General features: G+C 48.8%; 18 protein-coding genes and 1 riboswitch. Of the genes, 6 read left to right on the top strand and 12 right to left on the bottom strand.

Annotation, left to right across the window (positions count from 1 at the left end; all coding sequences use genetic code 11):
• The first annotated feature begins 43 nt into the window (after positions 1–43).
• Positions 44–901, top strand: a complete 858-nt coding sequence (locus ACYQ2L_RS14200; protein WP_460057022.1) for a DNA glycosylase AlkZ-like family protein — start codon at positions 44–46, stop codon at positions 899–901.
• Here the strand turns inward: ACYQ2L_RS14200 and ACYQ2L_RS14195 are convergent, their stop codons facing one another.
• Both ACYQ2L_RS14195 and ACYQ2L_RS14190 read right to left on the bottom strand, forming a co-directional pair.
• Positions 902–2776 carry a glycerophosphodiester phosphodiesterase family protein gene (locus tag ACYQ2L_RS14195; protein ID WP_460057020.1) on the bottom strand — a complete coding sequence of 625 codons (1875 nt, stop codon included), beginning with the start codon at positions 2774–2776 and terminating at the stop codon, positions 902–904.
• Between the two features lie 31 nt (positions 2777–2807).
• Complete coding sequence (locus ACYQ2L_RS14190; protein WP_460057018.1) at positions 2808–3254, bottom strand: GNAT family N-acetyltransferase; 447 nt, start codon at positions 3252–3254, stop codon at positions 2808–2810.
• Between the two features lie 118 nt (positions 3255–3372).
• Between ACYQ2L_RS14190 and ACYQ2L_RS14185 the strand changes: the two genes are divergently transcribed.
• A complete protein-coding gene (locus ACYQ2L_RS14185) occupies positions 3373–3882 on the top strand; it encodes a type 1 glutamine amidotransferase domain-containing protein (protein ID WP_460057016.1) in 510 nt (169 codons plus the stop codon).
• Between the two features lie 7 nt (positions 3883–3889).
• Here the strand turns inward: ACYQ2L_RS14185 and ACYQ2L_RS14180 are convergent, their stop codons facing one another.
• Positions 3890–6619, bottom strand: a complete 2730-nt coding sequence (locus tag ACYQ2L_RS14180) for an ATP-binding protein (RefSeq protein WP_460057014.1) — start codon at positions 6617–6619, stop codon at positions 3890–3892.
• Between the two features lie 38 nt (positions 6620–6657).
• On the bottom strand, positions 6658–6999 hold the full coding sequence (locus ACYQ2L_RS14175; RefSeq protein WP_460057012.1) for an ArsR/SmtB family transcription factor: 342 nt from the start codon (positions 6997–6999) through the stop codon (positions 6658–6660).
• A gap of 93 nt (positions 7000–7092) precedes the next feature.
• Here ACYQ2L_RS14175 and ACYQ2L_RS14170 point away from each other — a divergent pair, with 93 nt between their 5' ends.
• Both ACYQ2L_RS14170 and ACYQ2L_RS14165 read left to right on the top strand, forming a co-directional pair.
• Positions 7093–7338 (top strand): MTH895/ArsE family thioredoxin-like protein, encoded by a 246-nt coding sequence (locus tag ACYQ2L_RS14170; RefSeq protein ID WP_460057009.1) that lies wholly within the window; start codon positions 7093–7095, stop codon positions 7336–7338.
• A complete protein-coding gene (locus ACYQ2L_RS14165; RefSeq protein ID WP_460057007.1) occupies positions 7335–8537 on the top strand; it encodes a permease in 1203 nt (400 codons plus the stop codon). Before ACYQ2L_RS14170 ends, ACYQ2L_RS14165 begins: the two co-directional genes overlap by 4 nt.
• A gap of 9 nt (positions 8538–8546) precedes the next feature.
• On the opposite strand, the gene ACYQ2L_RS14160 is transcribed toward ACYQ2L_RS14165, so the two are convergent.
• From ACYQ2L_RS14160 to ACYQ2L_RS14125, 8 genes are all read right to left on the bottom strand, one after another.
• A complete protein-coding gene (locus tag ACYQ2L_RS14160) occupies positions 8547–9764 on the bottom strand; it encodes a GTP-binding protein (RefSeq protein ID WP_460057005.1) in 1218 nt (405 codons plus the stop codon).
• Positions 9765–9795: 31 nt separating this feature from the next.
• Entirely contained in the window at positions 9796–10614 is an 819-nt protein-coding gene (locus tag ACYQ2L_RS14155) for a helical backbone metal receptor (RefSeq protein ID WP_460057003.1), read from the bottom strand.
• Positions 10611–11858 (bottom strand): ABC transporter ATP-binding protein, encoded by a 1248-nt coding sequence (locus ACYQ2L_RS14150; protein ID WP_460057001.1) that lies wholly within the window; start codon positions 11856–11858, stop codon positions 10611–10613. Before ACYQ2L_RS14150 ends, ACYQ2L_RS14155 begins: the two co-directional genes overlap by 4 nt.
• Positions 11855–12877 (bottom strand): FecCD family ABC transporter permease, encoded by a 1023-nt coding sequence (locus ACYQ2L_RS14145; RefSeq protein ID WP_460056999.1) that lies wholly within the window; start codon positions 12875–12877, stop codon positions 11855–11857. Before ACYQ2L_RS14145 ends, ACYQ2L_RS14150 begins: the two co-directional genes overlap by 4 nt.
• A 9-nt stretch (positions 12878–12886) precedes the next feature.
• The gene (locus ACYQ2L_RS14140; protein ID WP_460056997.1) at positions 12887–13873 is read right to left on the bottom strand and encodes an ABC transporter substrate-binding protein; all 987 of its coding nucleotides are present in this window, start codon (positions 13871–13873) and stop codon (positions 12887–12889) included.
• A gap of 52 nt (positions 13874–13925) precedes the next feature.
• Positions 13926–14042: riboswitch (cobalamin riboswitch) on the bottom strand.
• Between the two features lie 92 nt (positions 14043–14134).
• Positions 14135–15670: an NADPH-dependent glutamate synthase gene (gene gltA / locus ACYQ2L_RS14135; protein ID WP_460056995.1), complete on the bottom strand. Its 1536-nt coding sequence runs from the start codon at positions 15668–15670 to the stop codon at positions 14135–14137.
• Between the two features lie 13 nt (positions 15671–15683).
• Positions 15684–16514, bottom strand: a complete 831-nt coding sequence (locus ACYQ2L_RS14130; RefSeq protein WP_460056993.1) for a sulfide/dihydroorotate dehydrogenase-like FAD/NAD-binding protein — start codon at positions 16512–16514, stop codon at positions 15684–15686.
• Between the two features lie 143 nt (positions 16515–16657).
• Positions 16658–17101 carry a PTS sugar transporter subunit IIA gene (locus tag ACYQ2L_RS14125; protein WP_460056991.1) on the bottom strand — a complete coding sequence of 148 codons (444 nt, stop codon included), beginning with the start codon at positions 17099–17101 and terminating at the stop codon, positions 16658–16660.
• Positions 17102–17197: 96 nt separating this feature from the next.
• Here ACYQ2L_RS14125 and ACYQ2L_RS14120 point away from each other — a divergent pair, with 96 nt between their 5' ends.
• Both ACYQ2L_RS14120 and ACYQ2L_RS14115 read left to right on the top strand, forming a co-directional pair.
• On the top strand, positions 17198–17716 hold the full coding sequence (locus ACYQ2L_RS14120; RefSeq protein ID WP_460056988.1) for a Na+/H+ antiporter subunit E: 519 nt from the start codon (positions 17198–17200) through the stop codon (positions 17714–17716).
• Positions 17717–17725: 9 nt separating this feature from the next.
• The gene (locus tag ACYQ2L_RS14115; protein WP_460056986.1) at positions 17726–18004 is read left to right on the top strand and encodes an MrpF/PhaF family protein; all 279 of its coding nucleotides are present in this window, start codon (positions 17726–17728) and stop codon (positions 18002–18004) included.
• Position 18005 lies beyond the last annotated feature (1 nt).

Below are 18005 nucleotides of genomic sequence, written 5' to 3'. Positions count from 1 at the left end.
AAGTTGTTTTATTTAAACAACTTGAGAAGTTATATTCTTGCGAATGCTCATGCAAAATGTAATTTTGCAAAAAGCTCTAATCAAAAATGTTTTAAGTCGGATTGACTCAGAAGGCCCCATGAAGTCCTCCGATTTTACAGACAAACCGCGGAGCGGGGAAGCAGGCTGGTGGAACTGGAAGCCGGCAAAAATAGCGCTGGAGCATCTGTTCCACCAGGGCCGTATCACTGTCGTGCACCGCCGTGGTTTCCAGAAGGTATATGATCTCTCGGAGCGTGTACTTCCGGGCATTGAAGACCTTCCGGATCTCTCCTCAGTAGACCTTGGCGGCTATCTTATCGATTCCACCCTGGATAATCTGATTATTGCCAGAGAGTCCGATATGCTCAGACAGCGTCCAGATGGGAAACCCGGCATCGGCACTGCACTTGAGGAGAAGGTATTCCGGGGTGAGATACAGAAAATCAGTATTGAGGGGAATACAGGTTGGTATGTACGCTCAAACATTCTCGATACACACAGTATTCCGGATTCGTTAAATTCCAGGGTGCTGATATTCAATCCATTTGATAACCTTGTTATCAATCGGAGTTGGCTGTCGGTCCTTTTGGGATTTGATTACACAATAGAATGCTATGTTCCTGCCGCCAGGCGCCAACGAGGATATTATGCCCTGCCGATTCTGTGGATTCCGGAAGCAGACAAGGGAATGCAGAATATTCGTTTCATGGGAACGGTAGACTGCAAGGCGCTCCGGAAGGAGAAAATTCTGGAGATCAGGAATATTAGCCGGTGCGAATCCTGGCCGTCTGCATTTCAGGAAACATTCAGCCGGCAGCTTGAGGTACTTGCCCATAATAACAAGTGTCTTCAGACACAGATTCAGGGAGAAGTATTCTGATCACTCAAGATGCTGTTCCGTTCCAATACCGAATCGTATTAGGGCCCGTTCAAACGGACTCAGTTGCAGGATCGTATCCCGAATCTGTACGGCCCTGTCTGGATCATCAGTGATCAATCCATCCACTCCAAGTACGATCAGAGAAGCCATGGCTGCTGGATCGTTAACTGTCCAGGCATATACCTCAATCCCGCGTGCCTGAGCACGACGCAGCAGCGACGCAGTTACCGCCTGCTGATGCACTGCGAGGAATTTGACCGGCAGACGTTGTAGATCCCCGACAGCCAGAGATGATACAAAACCCAAAGGGATATCCGGGGCTATTTGCCGCAGCTGATCGATGGCCCGGCGGCTCAGACTCATGAGCACAACCTGATCTTCCATGCCTCGCTCTCTGATTTTCTTGACTACAGCTTCAGCCAATTGTTCTTCATAGCCATAGTACTTCAGTTCAATCATGAAGCGGATACGGTCAGCTCCTCGGTCGAGAAACTCTCCTAATGATGCAAGGCGTCGTTCGGCAGGTGGGGAACCATCATCAGGAAACTTGATTATATTCTGCATTTCTTCCTTGCGGATATTGCGTACCTGCCGTGGGTCACGGGCAACACGCATAAGATCCGCGTCATGAACAATTGGCAGACTGCCATCGACAGTAATCTGTACATCAATTTCTGTGTAGTCAGCGCCTGCAGATATAGCCGACTCCAGGGCAGCAAGGGTATTCTCCGGTGAAGGAGGTGGGCCGGTCCGGTGAGCAGAGATAACACTTTCCCGAGCCTCAGGAACAATTTGAATTGCAAGGCTGCCTATGCTCAATGAAATTATCAACAGGATTGTTCCCAGTGGAAACAGTCGTCGTGGTGACAGCCAATAGTACAGCTTGCGCCGCTGCTTCGATGAAATAGAAGGCGAGGTGGGTCCGTGCACCGGTTTTTCTCTTTGTGACTTGCTGAAATTATTGCCATGTTGTCCACTGATGTAGGAATGGTAGAGTACAGCTGAAGTGCAGGAGTAGGCAGTAATAGAAATCAGGGTATCCAGAAAGAATATTCCAAGCGCAGCAAGACCGACGACTGCAATAACGGGACGCAACCAGGGCGAAAGTTGCAGTGTCAGAAGAACAGCCTGTCGTGCAGTAATGGCCGCAACTGTATCTACAATGATTCTAAGCAGAATAAAACCTGCCATGCTGAGGGCTATTTGAACTGCCGCAGAGTGTGTAGCTTTTACCTTGTGGTTCCAGCATGAACGCAGTGCGGGCCAGGCCCCTTGACTGCTGAAAAGAACTGCAGGAAATGCAAGCAGACTTTTTCCGAGCGGCAGCACTATCATGGAGACCCATACCAGGAACCAGATTCCGGCAGCTGTCAGTGCATGGATCCATTCGGACGGCTGCACACTCAGGTAGTAATTTATATCATAATCCCCTAGAAATACTGCGTATATGAATCCCAGACCCGCACACAGAACTGCAGTCATCAACATCAAGGCGAGCGCTGTCAGAAGTGATAAACGTCCCAGTGCCGGTGCACGTACAGCAGCGCGGACCACGGTCCGGAACAGAGACGGCCGGTGACCCTTGGCCTGGTCGTCAATAATTATTGCGATTCCTGAAAACCGCAGCGCTGCCAGGGCGGCCGCGATCGTCGTAGAAAGTATTGCCCAGGCAGCACCGAGCGGAGTAAGAATGAAAGAAAGGAGGTCTGTATTTGCTACAACCTGGTCACTTTGCCCTGCCAGTCCGACAGACAACAACAGTGAGCTCAGTGGGGTGAGCAGGAAAACCGATACTACGATAAACAGCAGATTCCAGGCTGTAATGATTTTTCGGGCAGTCCAGACATCGTACCATGAATTTCGTAAGTGGATCATGACGTCATTGTAGATTACAAAAACCTGGTCATCAAGGAGCTGCTGTTTTGAGCTCCATAATCATATAGGATTTTCCATCTTTCTCAAAAATCTGATTGGTCTCGGTAAATCCGAAGCGTTTGTAGAAGCTGGATTTCTCGGGTCGTGCATTGCACCACAGTTTTTTTACGCCGGTTTCCTGACACTCAGATATAATGTGTTGAAGCAGGCGGCTTCCATATCCTCGTTTCTGGAATTCAGCTATTGTAGCGAATTTCCTGAACTGTGCCGTGTCGCTATATACAAACAGGGAGACAATACAGACAAGCATTGATTCTTCAAACAAGCCATAATGTACTCCCGACTCATCCTCTGGCAGTCGAAGCTCATCAATTTGCTTGTGTGGCCACATGACATTCCTTCGGATTTCCAGGGTATCTTCGCTTGAAATATTTCTGATCGTTATTTCGCGTGTGGTGCTGCATGTTGTGTTAGGCATTTCGTATGAATTATAATCAGTTTCATTGATATTTAAAAGCAGGATGATGATTTTGGCTTTATATTCAGGAGCGATTTTTGTACCTTGGTAGGTAGAAGGTTAATAACCAGGAGGATATATGCTTATAGGAATGGCAGTGGGACCGGAGTTTGAGGATCTGGAATTCTGGGCAGTATACATGCGCATGAAGGAACTGGGCGCTGATATAAAAATCATCGGAATGAAATCCGGGGAAGTATACCGCTCAAAAAGCGGGGGATTGAGTGCAACTGCAGATATGACAGCTGACAGACTTACTGCAGGTGAGCTGAGTGCCTTGCTGATTCCCGGCGGCTGGGCCCCCGACAAGCTGCGGAGAGACCAGCCTCTGCTTGATCTGATTCGGGAAATGGATGAAGCTGGCAAAATCATCGGCTTTATCTGTCATGCTGGCTGGGTTGCTGCAAGCGCGGGTATAATGAAGGGCAGGAAGGCAACCGGGAGCCTGGGTATTAAGGATGATATGCTGAATGCTGGAGCAGAATGGCTGGACAAGCCTGCGTTTCGGGACGGCAATCTGATATGGGGGCGTGTAGTCGCAGATATTCCGGACTATAACAGGGAGTTGGCAGCAGCACTGAAGGTCTGAGCAGGACCTACAAAGAATCCAACTCTTCTATAGCTGTAGTAATGAGCTCGGCTGTCTGCTTCCACGTTTGTTCGAGACTCGAGATTATAGTTCTGAGTGCGGTTTCCTCAGTTTGCTGTACTTGACTGCAACTCTTGATTTCCAGGGCCAGCTCCTGTAGACGGTGATAGTTGAGGTTGTTTGCAACACCTTTTAGTTGTTCAGCGATACTGAAAATGTGCTGATTGTCATCGGCTCTGGCTGCCTCATTAAGTTCCTCAATCAGTTGTGGTATTTTTTGCAGTGAGAGGAGCAGAAGATTCCGGGCTATTTCTGTATCGTTATCGAACTGCTGCAGGAGTTCCTTTCTGTCGAAAAGCACAGTAGAATAAATTGCCTCAGAATCCTGAGCAGTAGCTGTCCGGGGTGATTCTGCACAAAATGAAAAATAGAACACACTGCCATTTCCGGGGCTGCTGTCAAGTTGAATTTTACCGCCCATTTTACAGACAATGACATCAGATATTATCAGTCCAAGCCCTGTTCCACCGAATTTTCGGGTTGTAGAGCTGTCAGCCTGTGAGAAAGCCTTGAATAGCCTTTTCTGATCAGTCTGGCTTATGCCGATTCCGGTATCCTTTACAGCAACGGAATACATTTCCGTCCCTGCATTATAGCTGATCTTGAGTTCCACTGTCCCTGAGTAGGTAAATTTGACTGCATTTCCAAGCAGATTAATTAGTACCTGCTGAAAGCGTACTGGATCTATGTATGCAGAGTGCGGCATTTCCGGATCGATATTGAACACAAGCTCTATACCTTTTTTTTGAGCTGAGTGGGATACGAGATCCATACTGTTCTGACAGATCGTGACTATGTCGCATTCTATTGGTGAGAGCTCCATCATACCCGCTTCAATCCTGGAAAAATCAAGAATATCGTTGATAACAGCCAGCAGGGCCTGGGATGAAATGTTGATATTGCGAACATACTGCTGCTGTGAGTCTGACAATTCCGTGTCTCCTAGTAGTTCGGAAAATCCAATAACACCGTTGAGAGGAGTTCTAATCTCGTGACTCATGTTAGCCAGGAATTCGCTTTTAGCTTTGTTAGCTTCGTTCGCCTGCTGCATTGCAGTATGCAATTGTTCCTCAGCCTGTTTCCGTTTGGTAATATCATTCCACATTGCCAGGATAACCTGCTCATTGTTGAGCATGACTGCGGCTATGGAAACATCAACCCAGAACGTATCTCCTGACTTACGGGTATGAAGCCACTCAAAGCGCTGAGGGCCTACTGTGAAGACTGCCTCAAGGGTATCCTCCTCTGCATCTGCAGAATGTCGGCCATCTGGCTGGTATTCCGGAGAAAAATCTACTGGACTGGATCCAATTATTTCTTCCCGACTGCAGCCAAGTATTCTCTCCGCCGCCAGATTGCACTCTACGAAGCAGTCATCTTTCAGAATAAAATATGGGGTGGGGGAGTTGGTGAAAAGCGAAAAATACCTGGTTTCGCTTTCTTTCAATTCCCGATCCTTCATGCTGAGACTGCCCTTCAATCCGGTAACGAGCTGTTCCAGTCTGTGAGCCATGCCGTTGAAAGTCTCTGTGAGCTGATTGAATTCTGTCACGACACTTCTTTGCGGTATGCGATGTGAGAAATCTCCTTCAGAAAAGTGAATTGTATGCTTACTGATCTCCTCTACAGGTTTTATGATTGATTGGGCGAATAGGATAAAGGATATGGCGATGATAACAATACTGCCCAGCAGAACCCAAAGCACCATCGATAATTCAGCTTGGGTTACACCGGCGAGATCCTTTTCGGCAAGTATTATCCCGATTTCCAGCTCCAGGTCATACGGTCCTCTGAAGCTGCTTGTGTGATAGAAGTACTGTTCGCCACCGCTCCTGAAGAAGCCTGTCCCTCCAGCGATTGCATCCTGTAATAGAGGATCCGGGAAATTCCACTTCTGGTGCCGATAATGTCGTGTGCCTTCTACATATCCCAGCGGGATATCGCTTGAGGTGGCAAGCAGAGAACCGTCTTTCTCGCTGATGTAGAAAAGACCATGATATTCAGTCTGACGTTCCTTCAAAAATTCCGAGAAATGGTGCAGAGAAAAATCAACAGTATATACACCGACCAGGTCTTCTTCTGCATTATATACTGGTGCGCTTACACCAATTCCCCAGGAATCGAAACTTGCATAGCGGTATACTGGATACCATGCAATGTCATTATTGTTGATTGCCCGCGTGTACCATGGGCGTGTTGTTGAGTCATAAACTGGACCATCTGGACCGTACTGCTGCACACGATTACCCAGTTCATTGATTGTATATGTGTTGAAGGTTGAATCTTCTTCCTGAAGAGCGCTGGCTACCTGGATATCATTGCTTTCGAGGCTGCGCAGAGCTCCAATATACTCGCCGTTTGCCCGTCCAAATGACACGAATGTCAGGAGTTCGACATGTTTTAGCTGAGTGGAGAAGTGACGTTCAAGGCGTTCTGTGTCGTCCGGATCAATGTTACCCGAGCGAAACAGATCCCTGTTGATCTCTGCGATGCTGCGTACTGTTAAAAAATAGCGCTGAACAGATTCTTCTACTCCCGCTGCAATCTCTTCTGAAATTCTTTCCTGGGCTATAGTAATGGTGCGCAGTGATGTGCGGTAACCAAGCACAATATACAGACTCGCTGATAGAAGCAGAACAGACAGAACCGGAACCAGCAGATACCATCGTAATGACACATGAGGTATAGGAGTTCGCAGCTTCGTGTGTTTGTTTTTCAGGAGATTACGGCCTCCATATTCCGGGCCTCGCGGGCATGTTTGGCAATCATGATTTTTTCCAGTCCGTTCATAAAGTCATCAATACAGTTGCATGCCAGAGAATAGTATACCGTAGTTCCCTCTTTGTGTGTCTGCAGAATGCCAGCCTGTTTGAGAAGGGCCAGGTGTCTGGAAATGGTGGATGTATCAGCTCCGATTTTTTCAGTCAGCTCGCAGACACAATGCCGACCTTCAAGCCGTATCAGATCAACAATGTATATTCGGCTCGGATGTGCCATTGCCTTCAGAACCACTGCTCTGGTTTCGGCTTTGATTCTGTCTGATTCATTCATTCTCATATTTTCATATATAGACAATTCTGTAGTGAAAGTCAATTGACAGTTTATGCGTATTTGGTTAAATTAGCAAATAATAAAGCGAAGGAGAATAAAATGAAAATTCAGATACTTGGATCGGGTTGTGCAAACTGTCAGAACCTTGAAAAGAATGCACGTGAGGCAGCCTCCAGACTTGGGATCGATGCTGCTTTCGAAAAAATCACCAGCATGGATGATATTGTTGAAATGGGTGTCCTGCGAACTCCCGGTCTGGCTGTAGACGGTGTGGTTCAGAGCACCGGAAAGGTCCGCACCGTAGATGAGATATGCACGATTCTCTCAGGTTTACAGGGCAAATGAGTACGTTTCTGAAGTTGATTTTGCAGGAGCGGAAAAACAGGCTGCTTCTGATTATGACAGGAATATTTCTGCTGGCTTTCTTCATGCCATGGGAATCTCCCCGGGTTGCAGCGGCCGTACAGGAATCCTTCAGTATGCTCGGGGAATATGCCCGGGAGCATGTACTGCTTTGCCTCGTTCCAGCATTCTTTATAGCCGGGGCAATCTCGATTTTCCTGAATCAGCAATCGGTAATCAAGTACCTCGGTCCTGATGCTCCCAAGCCTATAGCCTATGGCGTTGCCTCGGTTTCCGGTACTATTCTGGCTGTGTGCTCCTGCACCGTTTTACCCTTGTTCAAGGGAATCTACAAGAAAGGCGCTGGACTTGGTCCTGCAGTTAGCTTTCTGTATTCGGGGCCTGCGATCAATGTGCTGGCAATCATTCTGACTGCCAAGGTACTAGGTGTACAGCTTGGAATTGCCCGGGCGGTAGGGGCAATAGTGTTTGCCTTCGTAATTGGTATTCTTATGCAGCTGATTTTCCTCAGGGAGGACAGGGAAAGAACAACCAATGCAGCCATGTTTCAGTCAATGGATGAAGATGAAAGCCGGGGCCTGGGAAAAACCGTGTTCTACATGGGTTCTATGGTTGGAATACTCGTTTTCCTGAACTGGACTTCAGCCGGAGGCGAACTGGCATGGTGGGATGCACTGTACCGCTGGCGGTTTTTTATAAGCGGAATTTTTGCTGCCGGCTTGGCATACAGTCTGATCCGCTGGTTCAAGCGCAGTGAACTCAAAGACTGGGTCGGCGCAAGCCGTGATTTTGCCGTACAGATTCTGCCCTTGTTATTTGCCGGAGTTATGGTTGCTGGTTTTCTGCTCGGGAGACCGGGCCAAATGGCGCTTATTCCAGAGGAATGGATCGCTGGATTGCTCGGAACCAATTCTCTGCTCAGTAACCTGATTGCATCGGTCGCTGGTGCGCTCATGTATTTTGCTACACTTACAGAGGTCCCGATCATGCAGGGGCTGCTTGGCGCAGGTATGAATCAGGGACCTGCACTGGCCCTGCTGCTTGCAGGACCATCACTTTCCTTACCGTCACTCCTGGTGATTGGAGGTGAACTTGGAGTTAAAAAGACACTGGTCTATGTTGCACTGGTGGTTGTAATGTCTACAGCCGCCGGCATGCTGTACGGGAATTTTATAGTTTAACACATAATGTCATGTGGTCGACATATGTGCAGCAAAGGGATTTGGAAAGGCCGTTTCCCAGCGGTCTTTTCCGAGTTCGACCTCATTGTCTGTCAGAAGGCACTCGTTCAGGGAACGGATAATATTCTCTTCATCCATATCCACCCCGATAAAAACAATCTCCTGCCGTCGGTCTCCCCAGGGATCCTCGGAATACTCAAGAATCTGCCGAAGCTGCATTTCATCCTGTGGCCACTGTTTTCTCTCTACCGCGGCCCACCAGTATCCTGCCATATCGATTTTTTTACTTGATCCCGCCTGGGACATAAACAGAGCAAGATCGGCATAGGATGCAATCCAGAAAAAACCCTTGGCCCTGATAACACCGTTCTGCGTCTCTGCCAGCCAGCTATGGAATCGCTTGGGGTGGAACGGTCGGCGGTGACGGAAAATAAAACTGCGGATTCCGTATTCTTCAGTTTCAGGAACATGGACTGTATTCAGCTCTTCCTTCCAGGCATCTGACTCTTCCGAAGCTTCCAGGTTAAACAAGCCTGTATTCAGGACTGCAGTGTTGGGAACATCGGCGAAACTGCATTCCAGAACTCTTGCACCGGGATTCATTTTAGCGACCAGATCGGTGATCTTTCCGCGTTCAGTCCGGCTGACCAAATCAATTTTATTAACGATTATTACATCCGCGAATTCTATCTGATCCGCCAGTAGATGGGATATTTTCCGCTCGTCGTGTTCAGAAACAGCCTGCTGTCGGTCTTCAAGGAAATCTCTGGACCTGAAATCCGCCAGCAGGCGTGATGCATCAATTACGGTTACCATGGTATCGATATAAGCAAGCGTCCTCAGGCTCTGACCGTTCGAATCATCAAAGACAAAGGTCTGTGCAACTGGTAGAGGCTCTGATATGCCGGAAGATTCAATCAACAGGTAGTCATATTTGTTCTCCCGTGAAAGCCTGCTGACCTCTTCCAGAAGATCACCTCGCAAAGTACAGCAGATACAGCCGTTAGTCATCTGGACCAGACGTTCATCCGTGCGGCTGAGATTAGCCTCGCTTTTTTCGATCAAGGCAGCATCTATATTGATCTCGGACATATCGTTGACAATTACAGCAACACGCAGTCCTTCTCTGTTATTCAGGATCCGGTTAAGGAGGGTCGTTTTTCCTGACCCCAGATAGCCGGATAACACGGTTACGGGAAGTCTGTTCGATTTGTTGATAGTTTTCATAAGGTAATACTAAGTAATACCGTGATCAGGGTCAAGACTCTTGGGCCAACATTTCCTTTTGCAGCCAGCGTGCAGTCTCAAGCAGTGAAGGGCCGTCATGGATTATATTCTTCCCCTTGTCCACAGTGCTGTGAATAATTGCAGGGTTGAATTGTTCTTTCCATCCGCGACGGAGGGATTCTGCCTGGAAATCAACTTTGTGCTCCGGTTCATGAAATCCAAGGAAAATATCCGGACGCTTTTCGGTAGCTGCATCAAGATCAAGATGAGCGTAGCCCCACAATTTATCTGCAAATACAGGTTCTCCTCCGGCATACCAGAGGATGTCGTGTATATAACTGAGTCCCCCGATGCGTCTGCCATGCACACCAAACCAGGTTTCAGCATAAATCGAGGGATTTTTTCCTTTCCATGAAGCACGTAGTTTCAGGAGCTCCGTCTGCAACTCTACTGCAAGTTTTCTTCCGCTGATCAGACTACCGACAGCAGCGCTTATATGTAATATGTTTTCAAGGACGCCGTGAATACTGGAAGGAAGAGGAAGTACATAAACCGGAAGTCCCTGTCTGGCAAGCAGTTTTGCAAACCGAAGCTGAATCCCACTCGTCATCAGCACGAGATCAGGTTTGAGCTCATGAAGCAGTGCGAAATCAGCATTCAGATACCAGCCCGCCCTGGGAAGATGTTCACATGGACAGTATCTGGGGCAATACTCCGAGACTGCAATCAGTGTATCTTCTCTGCCGATCGCATAGAGAGCCTCTGTAAAGCCTGAACTCAAGCTGATTATTCTTTTTGCCGGTCCCTCTGTTTCTATAGTGATATCCAGCAGTTCGCAGGGAATTTTCATATAAGCATCCTCTGGACCGTGTCGACTGCTTCCTGGTAACTGAGGCACTGTTTGTCAGCGCTCAGCTCACGGAATTTTTTTTCTGATTCATGAGTGAAAAAAGCCCGGCTGCCGGCTGGTTCAGCGAGAATCAGCAAGTGCTGTGCGGAAGCAGCCAGTTCCAGATTGCGCTCGTTTCCCTTGCCGAAGGGGAATGCACAGAGAATGCAGATGTCGGCTTCCTTGACCAGCTGAACCGCCCGGTCGAGATTTTCCTTGTCGATTTCAGAAAAAGCCGGCACCTCGATATATGGAACGTCCAGGGCTTTCCAGAGCTTTGCATCACTGTCAAGTTCATGAGCAATACCACCGCTGATGGGTATGCCGAGTAGATGCAGGTGTCGAGTCAGATTGACAGCACTTGCGGCTCCGCCGATAATATGCACCCGTCCGTGGCTCTTGCGTTCTATTCTGCTTGCTGGTGTAACACTAATACTGCCGCTGCTTTCATTCCTGCCTATTTGTACTGGAGTATGATAATGCTGCTGCAGTATGTCTCCCTGGAGAACCTCATCTGGACTGCCTGCGACTATAATCCGTCCATCGGCCATAAGAATCAGCCTGTCACAATATTCCGCCGCGCAGTTCAGATTGTGCAATGCAGCCAGGACTGTTTTTCCCTCGGTGCAGAGTTCTCTCGCCATGCTCAGTAGCTGGGCTTCATGACCGAGGTCCAGATTAGCAGTCGGTTCATCCAGCAGCAGAATCGAACTATCCTGAAGGAGGCAGCGGGCAAAAAGTGCCAGCTGCTGTTCACCGCCTGAAAGCGTCATGAAATTCTGGTCAGCAAGTCTTGAAATTCCAATGTAGCTCATTGCCTCCAGTGCTGCACTCCGTTCTTTTTTTCCAGGAACCCTACCGAGTCCCAGAACCGGAAATGCTCCCATTTCGACAATTTCGACGGTACTGAATGGGAAAGAGAGGGGAGACTGCTGCCCCATATAGCTGAGTTCAGCCGCACGCTGCCTGTCCTTAAGACTGTGGAGATCCTGTCCATTGATTAGGATACTGCCACTAACAGGTTTCAGATATCCGAGTAGTAGCCGCATAAGGGTACTTTTACCTGCGCCATTTGGACCGATCAGCCCTACCAGTTCCCCCCCCTGGATTTTTAGATCTATGTTACTTACTATGTCAGTTGATCGGCCGTGATTTCTGACCGAATATGTAAGCCCTCGGGCTTCGAGAAGCGCGGGATGGCTCATAAAAGACCCTCCCGACGATGTCTCAACACAAGAAAAATAAAATATGGCCCACCGATCAGTGAGGTAATGATTCCTGTCTTGATTTCCGCAGGTGCGATTACTGTTCGAGCGAGGATGTCGCAGACCAACAGGAACACCGCCCCGGCCAGGGCAGAAAGCGGCAGCAGGCTTCGGTGGTTCGGGCCGGAAAGCAGGCGAACCGCATGCGGAACCATCAGTCCAACAAAGGCGATGGGGCCGGCGATAGCGACGGCCAGCGCTGTAAGGGTTGCTGCCAGAATCAGTAAAATCAGTTTCAGTTTTTCTACGGGCAAGCCAAGACTGTGGGCATGTTCCTCGCCCAGGCTGAGTAGATTCAGGGCCTGTGCCGAGAGTATCAAGGCAATCGTCAGAATCAGAATAAAGGGAAGTGGAGGAAGTACGCGCTGCCAGGATGAGCCTTCAAGCCCACCCATTGTCCAGAATATAAACTGGCTCAGTGCATATTCTTCAGCCATGACCAGCACAGCCGAAACCATCCCGCTCAGGAGACTGGATACCGCAAGCCCGGCCAGGACCAGATACAGTAAATGGGTTCCTCCCGGTCTGACAGAAATCAGATAAACAATCAGACTGGCCGATACAGCTCCGGCAAAGGCGGCTCCTGAAACGGCCAGGGGATGAAGTATAGATACTCCGCTGACAATAGCCAGAACAGCTCCAAGGCTGCTCCCGGCTGAAATGCCAAGGACATCAGGACTTGCCAGGGGGTTCCTGAACAAGCCCTGGACAGCTGCTCCGCTGACTGCCAACGCCATACCCGCCGCCATAGCTGATACAGCCCGAGGGAAACGGATATACCAGATTATACTATACACCTTTCTCATTTCCGGCAGCAGCTCAGCGTGAACAGCACCGGGCCGGAAGAGTGTCTGCAGACTGGTGCTCAGGGGGAGGGACACAGCCCCCAGAACAAGTGCTGCAAAAAAACTGATCGGCAGGGCTGCGGCAAGACAGACAGTCAGCAAGCGGCGGTTCATATCAGTAACCTAAAACAATTGAGGGTATGCAATTCTGGTAGCTTCTTCTGCAGCGTCAACTAGATACTGGCTGTAGGTTCCTTTCAGGCGCTCGGGAAAGATATACAGCCGGTTCTGCTGAACCGCCTGCATCCCTGCCAGAGCCGGATCATTTTTGACCTGGGCAGCAAAGGCATCAGCTCCGTTTTCCTCACCCCAGATATAGCCCGGCAGGAACAGTATATCGGGATCCAGGCTTATCAGAATTTCTTTTGATAGCGGCACCTGGCCAAAATCTCCGGCTTCCAGATCTGCAACTGCATTTCTGATTCCCGCGAGATTAAGAACGAGATCCCAGGTGGTATCTGCGCCGTTTGCAGTTCCCCAGTTATTGTAGTCAAGGGCCTGCACACGCGCATCTTCATCAATCTGTGCAATACGTTCTTCAAGCAGCTGTATCCTGTTCTTCATGTCGTCGACAATTGATGCTGCAGCGTCCGGTTCACCGGTTAGTTCACCGAGTGTCAGAATGGAGGATTTCAGTTCCTCAAGGCTCTGTGGTGTAGCAATCTGGAATACCGGGATTCCGGCCTGTCTCAGCTGCGCGATTTTATCTGTTTCGCTCCAGTCAGCCGCTATAACCAGATCAGGATAGATACTGATTATCTGCTCCACGTTGAACTCGATAACGGGAGATATGCCGGCAGCGATGTCTGCAACATTGGAATAAATCGGATTGACAGCCAGGCTGCTGACTGCCGGGAAGCGATCCAGCGGCAACATTTCCAGCAGAACTTCATCACTGAACAGGCTCAGCGAGATGATACTGCCTGGAGCATTTTGCAGTTCTACTGAATTGCCCAGACTGTCCTGAAATATGATTGGGTACGCATCACTGGTGGTGGATGCACTAACGACTTCGCTGCTTCCTCCGGCAAAAATAAAACCGGTGGCAAACAGAAAAACAATAATGGTGAGCAAGCCTTTCTTGAGGCTGCCAGGATATGAGATCTTCATGAGGTGCTCCTGTAATGTACTCGCGTACAGGGTTATTTTGTGCCTGATTCCCGTCTCCTGGCTTTCGGTTCAAGCCGGCAGGTAGCCTTCCCAGTGTCCCCAGTGGCAAATTTTACCTGGCCGTAGCCGAATACAGTGGCGCGTCCGCAGCGGAATTTCACCGCTTTCCGTAGAAGCAGGCAATCTAATTCTGACAGATTGTCTCATACAATGCAAGCAGGGAATTCCCCCGAAGACAGCGCTCCGGGGAGTGCTCCCGAATCAGTTTTTACTCAGATCCTCATGGATTGCAGCCGCTGCCTTGCGTCCCTGACCCATGGCCAGAATAACCGTTGCTGCACCCAGCACAATATCACCCCCTGCATAGACCCCTGGAACAGAGCTGCGGCAGTCGTTGTCCACGATTATATTCCCGTACTTGTTCGTTTCAAGTCCGGGCGTGCTTGAGACCAGCAAAGGATTAGAGTCATTTCCGATTGAGACAATGACTGTATCTACATCAAGTAGATGTTCGCTGTCAGGAATCGGTACTGGTCGCCGTCTTCCTGAATCATCCTCTTCGCCCAATTCATATCTGAGTAGTTCGATCCCATTCACATGGCTATGTTCATCCCCGAGGATACGCTTTGGATTGTTCAGAAAATGGAAAATTACACCCTCTTCCTCTGCATGATCTACTTCTTCAGCTCGTGCCGGCATTTCTGTTCGGGTGCGCCGATATATGACATGAACCTCTTCTGCTCCGAGTCTGACGGCAGTGCGGGCAGCATCCATCGCGACGTTTCCTCCACCAAGGACGGCTACTTTTTTTGCATCGCGGATTGGGGTGTCGGCATTTTCGCGGTCATAGGCTTTCATGAGGTTGCTTCGGGTGAGAAACTCGTTGGCAGCAAAGACCCCGACAAGATTTTCACCTTCGATATTCATGAAGCGGGGCAAGCCGGCGCCGCTCCCTATAAACAGGGCATCGTATCCATCCTCATTCAGAAGATCCATAAGCTTTCGGGTTCGGCCTACCAGGAAATTGCAGCGAATCTCAACGCCCATTTTTCTGAGAGTATCAATTTCTGTTTCTACAATATCCTTGGGCAGTCTGAACTCCGGAATGCCGTACATCATGACTCCGCCCGGTTTGTGGAAGGCCTCGAATACGGTTACCTCGTGCCCGGCTCGCCGGAGATCTGCAGCAGCAGTTATAGATGCTGGTCCGCTGCCGATTACACCTACGCGTTTACCGCTCGACTCTGCTATTTCAAAAGTCGAATCCTCGTTTTGAGATTTCTGTTTATCTGCATGCCAGTCAGCCACGAAACGTTCAAGGCGACCGATAGAAACGGACTGGAACTGATCCTTCAATGATTTACCGACAGTACATGGCTCCTGACACTGGTTTTCCTGGGGACAGACACGGCCGCATACGGCTGGCAGCAGACTGTTTCGGCTTATAATGCGGTATGCTGCTTCATAATCACGCTCGGTAATTTTCTGGATGAATCCTGGTATATCGATAGCAACCGGACATCCAGCAATACAAGGCGCGTTTTTGCACTGGAGGCATCGTTCTGCCTCAACCAATGCCTGTTCTTCGAAATAACCAAGTGCTACCTCACTCATGGTCTGTCGGCGTGTGACCGGATCCTGGGCCGGCATATCCTGCTGTGGAATGGCCAGCCGGTCCCTGGTTCTGAAGCGATCCTGTTTTTTTTCTTCTATCTTCCCAAGCTCGATCCGGGCGGCTTCATGGAGCTCGTTCAGGCCTGGGTGTCCTGTATTTTCTGTATGTGTTTCTGTATTCATTACTGATTCCTTATTACAGTCCGATGCGGCAGTTATGTGCTGCATCCTCTTCCTGTTTCCGGTACGAACCGAGACGGGCAAGCATGTTCTGAAAGTCAACCTGATGACCATCGAACTCCGGGCCGTCCACACAGGTGAATTTGGTTTCTCCACCAACTGTTACCCGACAACCGCCGCACATGCCCGTGCCGTCAACCATAATAGTATTCAGTGAAACCATAGTTGGAACCTTGAATGGCTCGGTGCATGCTGCACAGAACTTCATCATGATCGGCGGGCCGATTGCGAAGACCTTATCTGGCGGAGTTTCTGATTGACAGAGTTCCTTGAGTGGTTCAGTGACCAGGGCTTTCCTGCCATAGCTACCGTCATCGGTACAGATGATCAGTTCATCAGCAATTGCCTGCATCTCTTTTTCCATTATTACCAGATCTTGTGATCTGGCTCCAATAATAATTGTGAGCCTGTTACCTGCTTTCTTCAGAGCCTGGGCGATCGGGTGCATTGGCGCAACACCAATACCTCCACCCACACAGACTACATGGCCTTCATTTGCAATATGAGTCGGGTTGCCCAAAGGTCCGAGAATGTTGGTAATGCGGTGCCCTTTCTGCATCTTCGACATCTGGATCGTGGTCTTTCCGACTGCCTGGAAGATAAGGGTAATAGACCCTTTCTCTGCGTCTGCATCCGCGATTGTCAGTGGAATTCTTTCCCCGAAATCGGTGTCCGGCTGCACGATGACAAATTGACCTGCTGACCGTTCTTTTGCAATCAGCGGTGCTTCAATCTCCATTCGAAACACACGTTCGGCCAGCTGCTCTTTGTGTAGTATTTGATACATTTCCTAACCTCTGGCCTTAGCATATAAGGAACTGAGGGTTTCTGTACACCGTTATAGAAGATTTTGTCGGTTGATGACCGATTTTTATGGGTGTGTGTTTGCTGAGATTGGTAGTTCTGTCCGGTTAGTGGTAACAGTCTGTCTTATGCCTGAAGAATTTCCAGCAGTTCCTTGTCGCTTTTCGCTTTGAGAATCCTCTTCCGAAGCTTGGCATCCTTCAACAGTTGGCTCATCTCAGCCAGAAAACGAACATGCGGTCCGGTTGAGCCTTTTGGAGATAGTGTCATAATAAATATCTGGGCAGGTTTGCGGTCCAGACATTCGAAATCAATTTTTTTCCTGCTGACTCCAACACAGGCAACAAGTTCTTCCACACTATCAGATTTTGCATGTGGAATAGCGATGCCATGCTCCATGCCGGTGGACATCGCACTCTCGTGTTCGAGAAGATCATTTAGAGCCAATTGCCTGTCGGATACCTTACCGGTCTTACAGAGGAGATCAAGCAGCGAGGAGATAATTTCATGCTTATTACTGCCAGAAAGGGAAGTGGTAACAGTATCAAGCGTCAGGGTTTCTTTGTACATATAAGTAAAATAGGCTATAGTTCGACAGGGGTCAATACTGCTGTAAATACTTGACAGTATTAGTCTTTTATTTAGATTATGGACGGGGAGTAGCTCATGGGAAAGCAGAAAAAGCATGCAAACAGAATACGGCAGCTACTTCATGTTGTCATAGTCGCGGCTGTTTTTACAGTTATATGGTGTATATGGAGTGAATCATTTGCCTTGTCTGTGATCGCCCAGGGATTATTCTGTTCTCTGGCAGCCTTGTTTATTGTAAATCGCTTCCTGCTTCGCGGACAGTATCAATTCAGGTACTCCGTTAAACCGGCGGTGTTAATTAAATATGTACTTGTATTGATTGTCCAGATTTTCAAATCCGGTTTTGATGCAGTCTATATTACTCTTACAGATCGCATTAATGTCGGTGTAGTGGACCTTCCGACCATGATTGATGATCCCCTGGTCGGCACGCTGATTGCGAATGCTATTACCCTTACTCCTGGTACGGCGACAATAGATTATGATACCAAACGCTTCAAGGTGATCTGGATCAACTGTACTACAACAGATCCAATCATCGCAGGAGAAATTATCAAGGCTGATTTTGAGCGTGTATTTCTGGGAAACATTTAAGGATGAATTATGAACCTGTATGAACTCGGCAATTTTCAGGCCATTGCATTAGGAGTGCTTGGTATTGCAATCATTGGAAGTTTGATTCGTGTGGTTATCGGGCCTACTGTCTGGGACCGGATCCTGGCAATAGGACTAACAGCAAGCAAGATCACTCTCGCAGTGGTTCTGCTTGCAGTAAGTATTCCTGAAAGCTATCTCCTTGACCTCGCCCTGCTTTTTTCTGTGCTCGGTTTTCTGGTAACAATTCTGCTATCACGTTTTGTCGAGCGGAAAGGAATAATTTAGG

It is taken from the genome of Spirochaeta dissipatitropha, from assembly GCF_054657935.1.
Note: the sequence above shows the minus strand (reverse complement) of the source record. Positions and strands in the feature narration are given on the sequence as shown.

Excerpts from the sequence above, each read along its gene's own strand:
- ACYQ2L_RS14200 (WP_460057022.1), top strand. The coding sequence starts at position 44 with ATGCTCATGCAAAATGTAATTTTGCAAAAAGCTCTAATCAAAAATGTT.
- ACYQ2L_RS14195 (WP_460057020.1), bottom strand. The coding sequence starts at position 2,776 with ATGATCCACTTACGAAATTCATGGTACGATGTCTGGACTGCCCGAAAA.
- ACYQ2L_RS14190 (WP_460057018.1), bottom strand. The coding sequence starts at position 3,254 with ATGCCTAACACAACATGCAGCACCACACGCGAAATAACGATCAGAAAT.
- ACYQ2L_RS14185 (WP_460057016.1), top strand. The coding sequence starts at position 3,373 with ATGCTTATAGGAATGGCAGTGGGACCGGAGTTTGAGGATCTGGAATTC.
- ACYQ2L_RS14175 (WP_460057012.1), bottom strand. The coding sequence starts at position 6,999 with ATGAGAATGAATGAATCAGACAGAATCAAAGCCGAAACCAGAGCAGTG.
- ACYQ2L_RS14170 (WP_460057009.1), top strand. The coding sequence starts at position 7,093 with ATGAAAATTCAGATACTTGGATCGGGTTGTGCAAACTGTCAGAACCTT.
- ACYQ2L_RS14165 (WP_460057007.1), top strand. The coding sequence starts at position 7,335 with ATGAGTACGTTTCTGAAGTTGATTTTGCAGGAGCGGAAAAACAGGCTG.
- ACYQ2L_RS14160 (WP_460057005.1), bottom strand. The coding sequence starts at position 9,764 with ATGAAAACTATCAACAAATCGAACAGACTTCCCGTAACCGTGTTATCC.
- ACYQ2L_RS14155 (WP_460057003.1), bottom strand. The coding sequence starts at position 10,614 with ATGAAAATTCCCTGCGAACTGCTGGATATCACTATAGAAACAGAGGGA.
- ACYQ2L_RS14150 (WP_460057001.1), bottom strand. The coding sequence starts at position 11,858 with ATGAGCCATCCCGCGCTTCTCGAAGCCCGAGGGCTTACATATTCGGTC.
- ACYQ2L_RS14145 (WP_460056999.1), bottom strand. The coding sequence starts at position 12,877 with ATGAACCGCCGCTTGCTGACTGTCTGTCTTGCCGCAGCCCTGCCGATC.
- ACYQ2L_RS14140 (WP_460056997.1), bottom strand. The coding sequence starts at position 13,873 with ATGAAGATCTCATATCCTGGCAGCCTCAAGAAAGGCTTGCTCACCATT.
- gltA (WP_460056995.1), bottom strand. The coding sequence starts at position 15,670 with ATGAATACAGAAACACATACAGAAAATACAGGACACCCAGGCCTGAAC.
- ACYQ2L_RS14130 (WP_460056993.1), bottom strand. The coding sequence starts at position 16,514 with ATGTATCAAATACTACACAAAGAGCAGCTGGCCGAACGTGTGTTTCGA.
- ACYQ2L_RS14125 (WP_460056991.1), bottom strand. The coding sequence starts at position 17,101 with ATGTACAAAGAAACCCTGACGCTTGATACTGTTACCACTTCCCTTTCT.
- ACYQ2L_RS14120 (WP_460056988.1), top strand. The coding sequence starts at position 17,198 with ATGGGAAAGCAGAAAAAGCATGCAAACAGAATACGGCAGCTACTTCAT.
- ACYQ2L_RS14115 (WP_460056986.1), top strand. The coding sequence starts at position 17,726 with ATGAACCTGTATGAACTCGGCAATTTTCAGGCCATTGCATTAGGAGTG.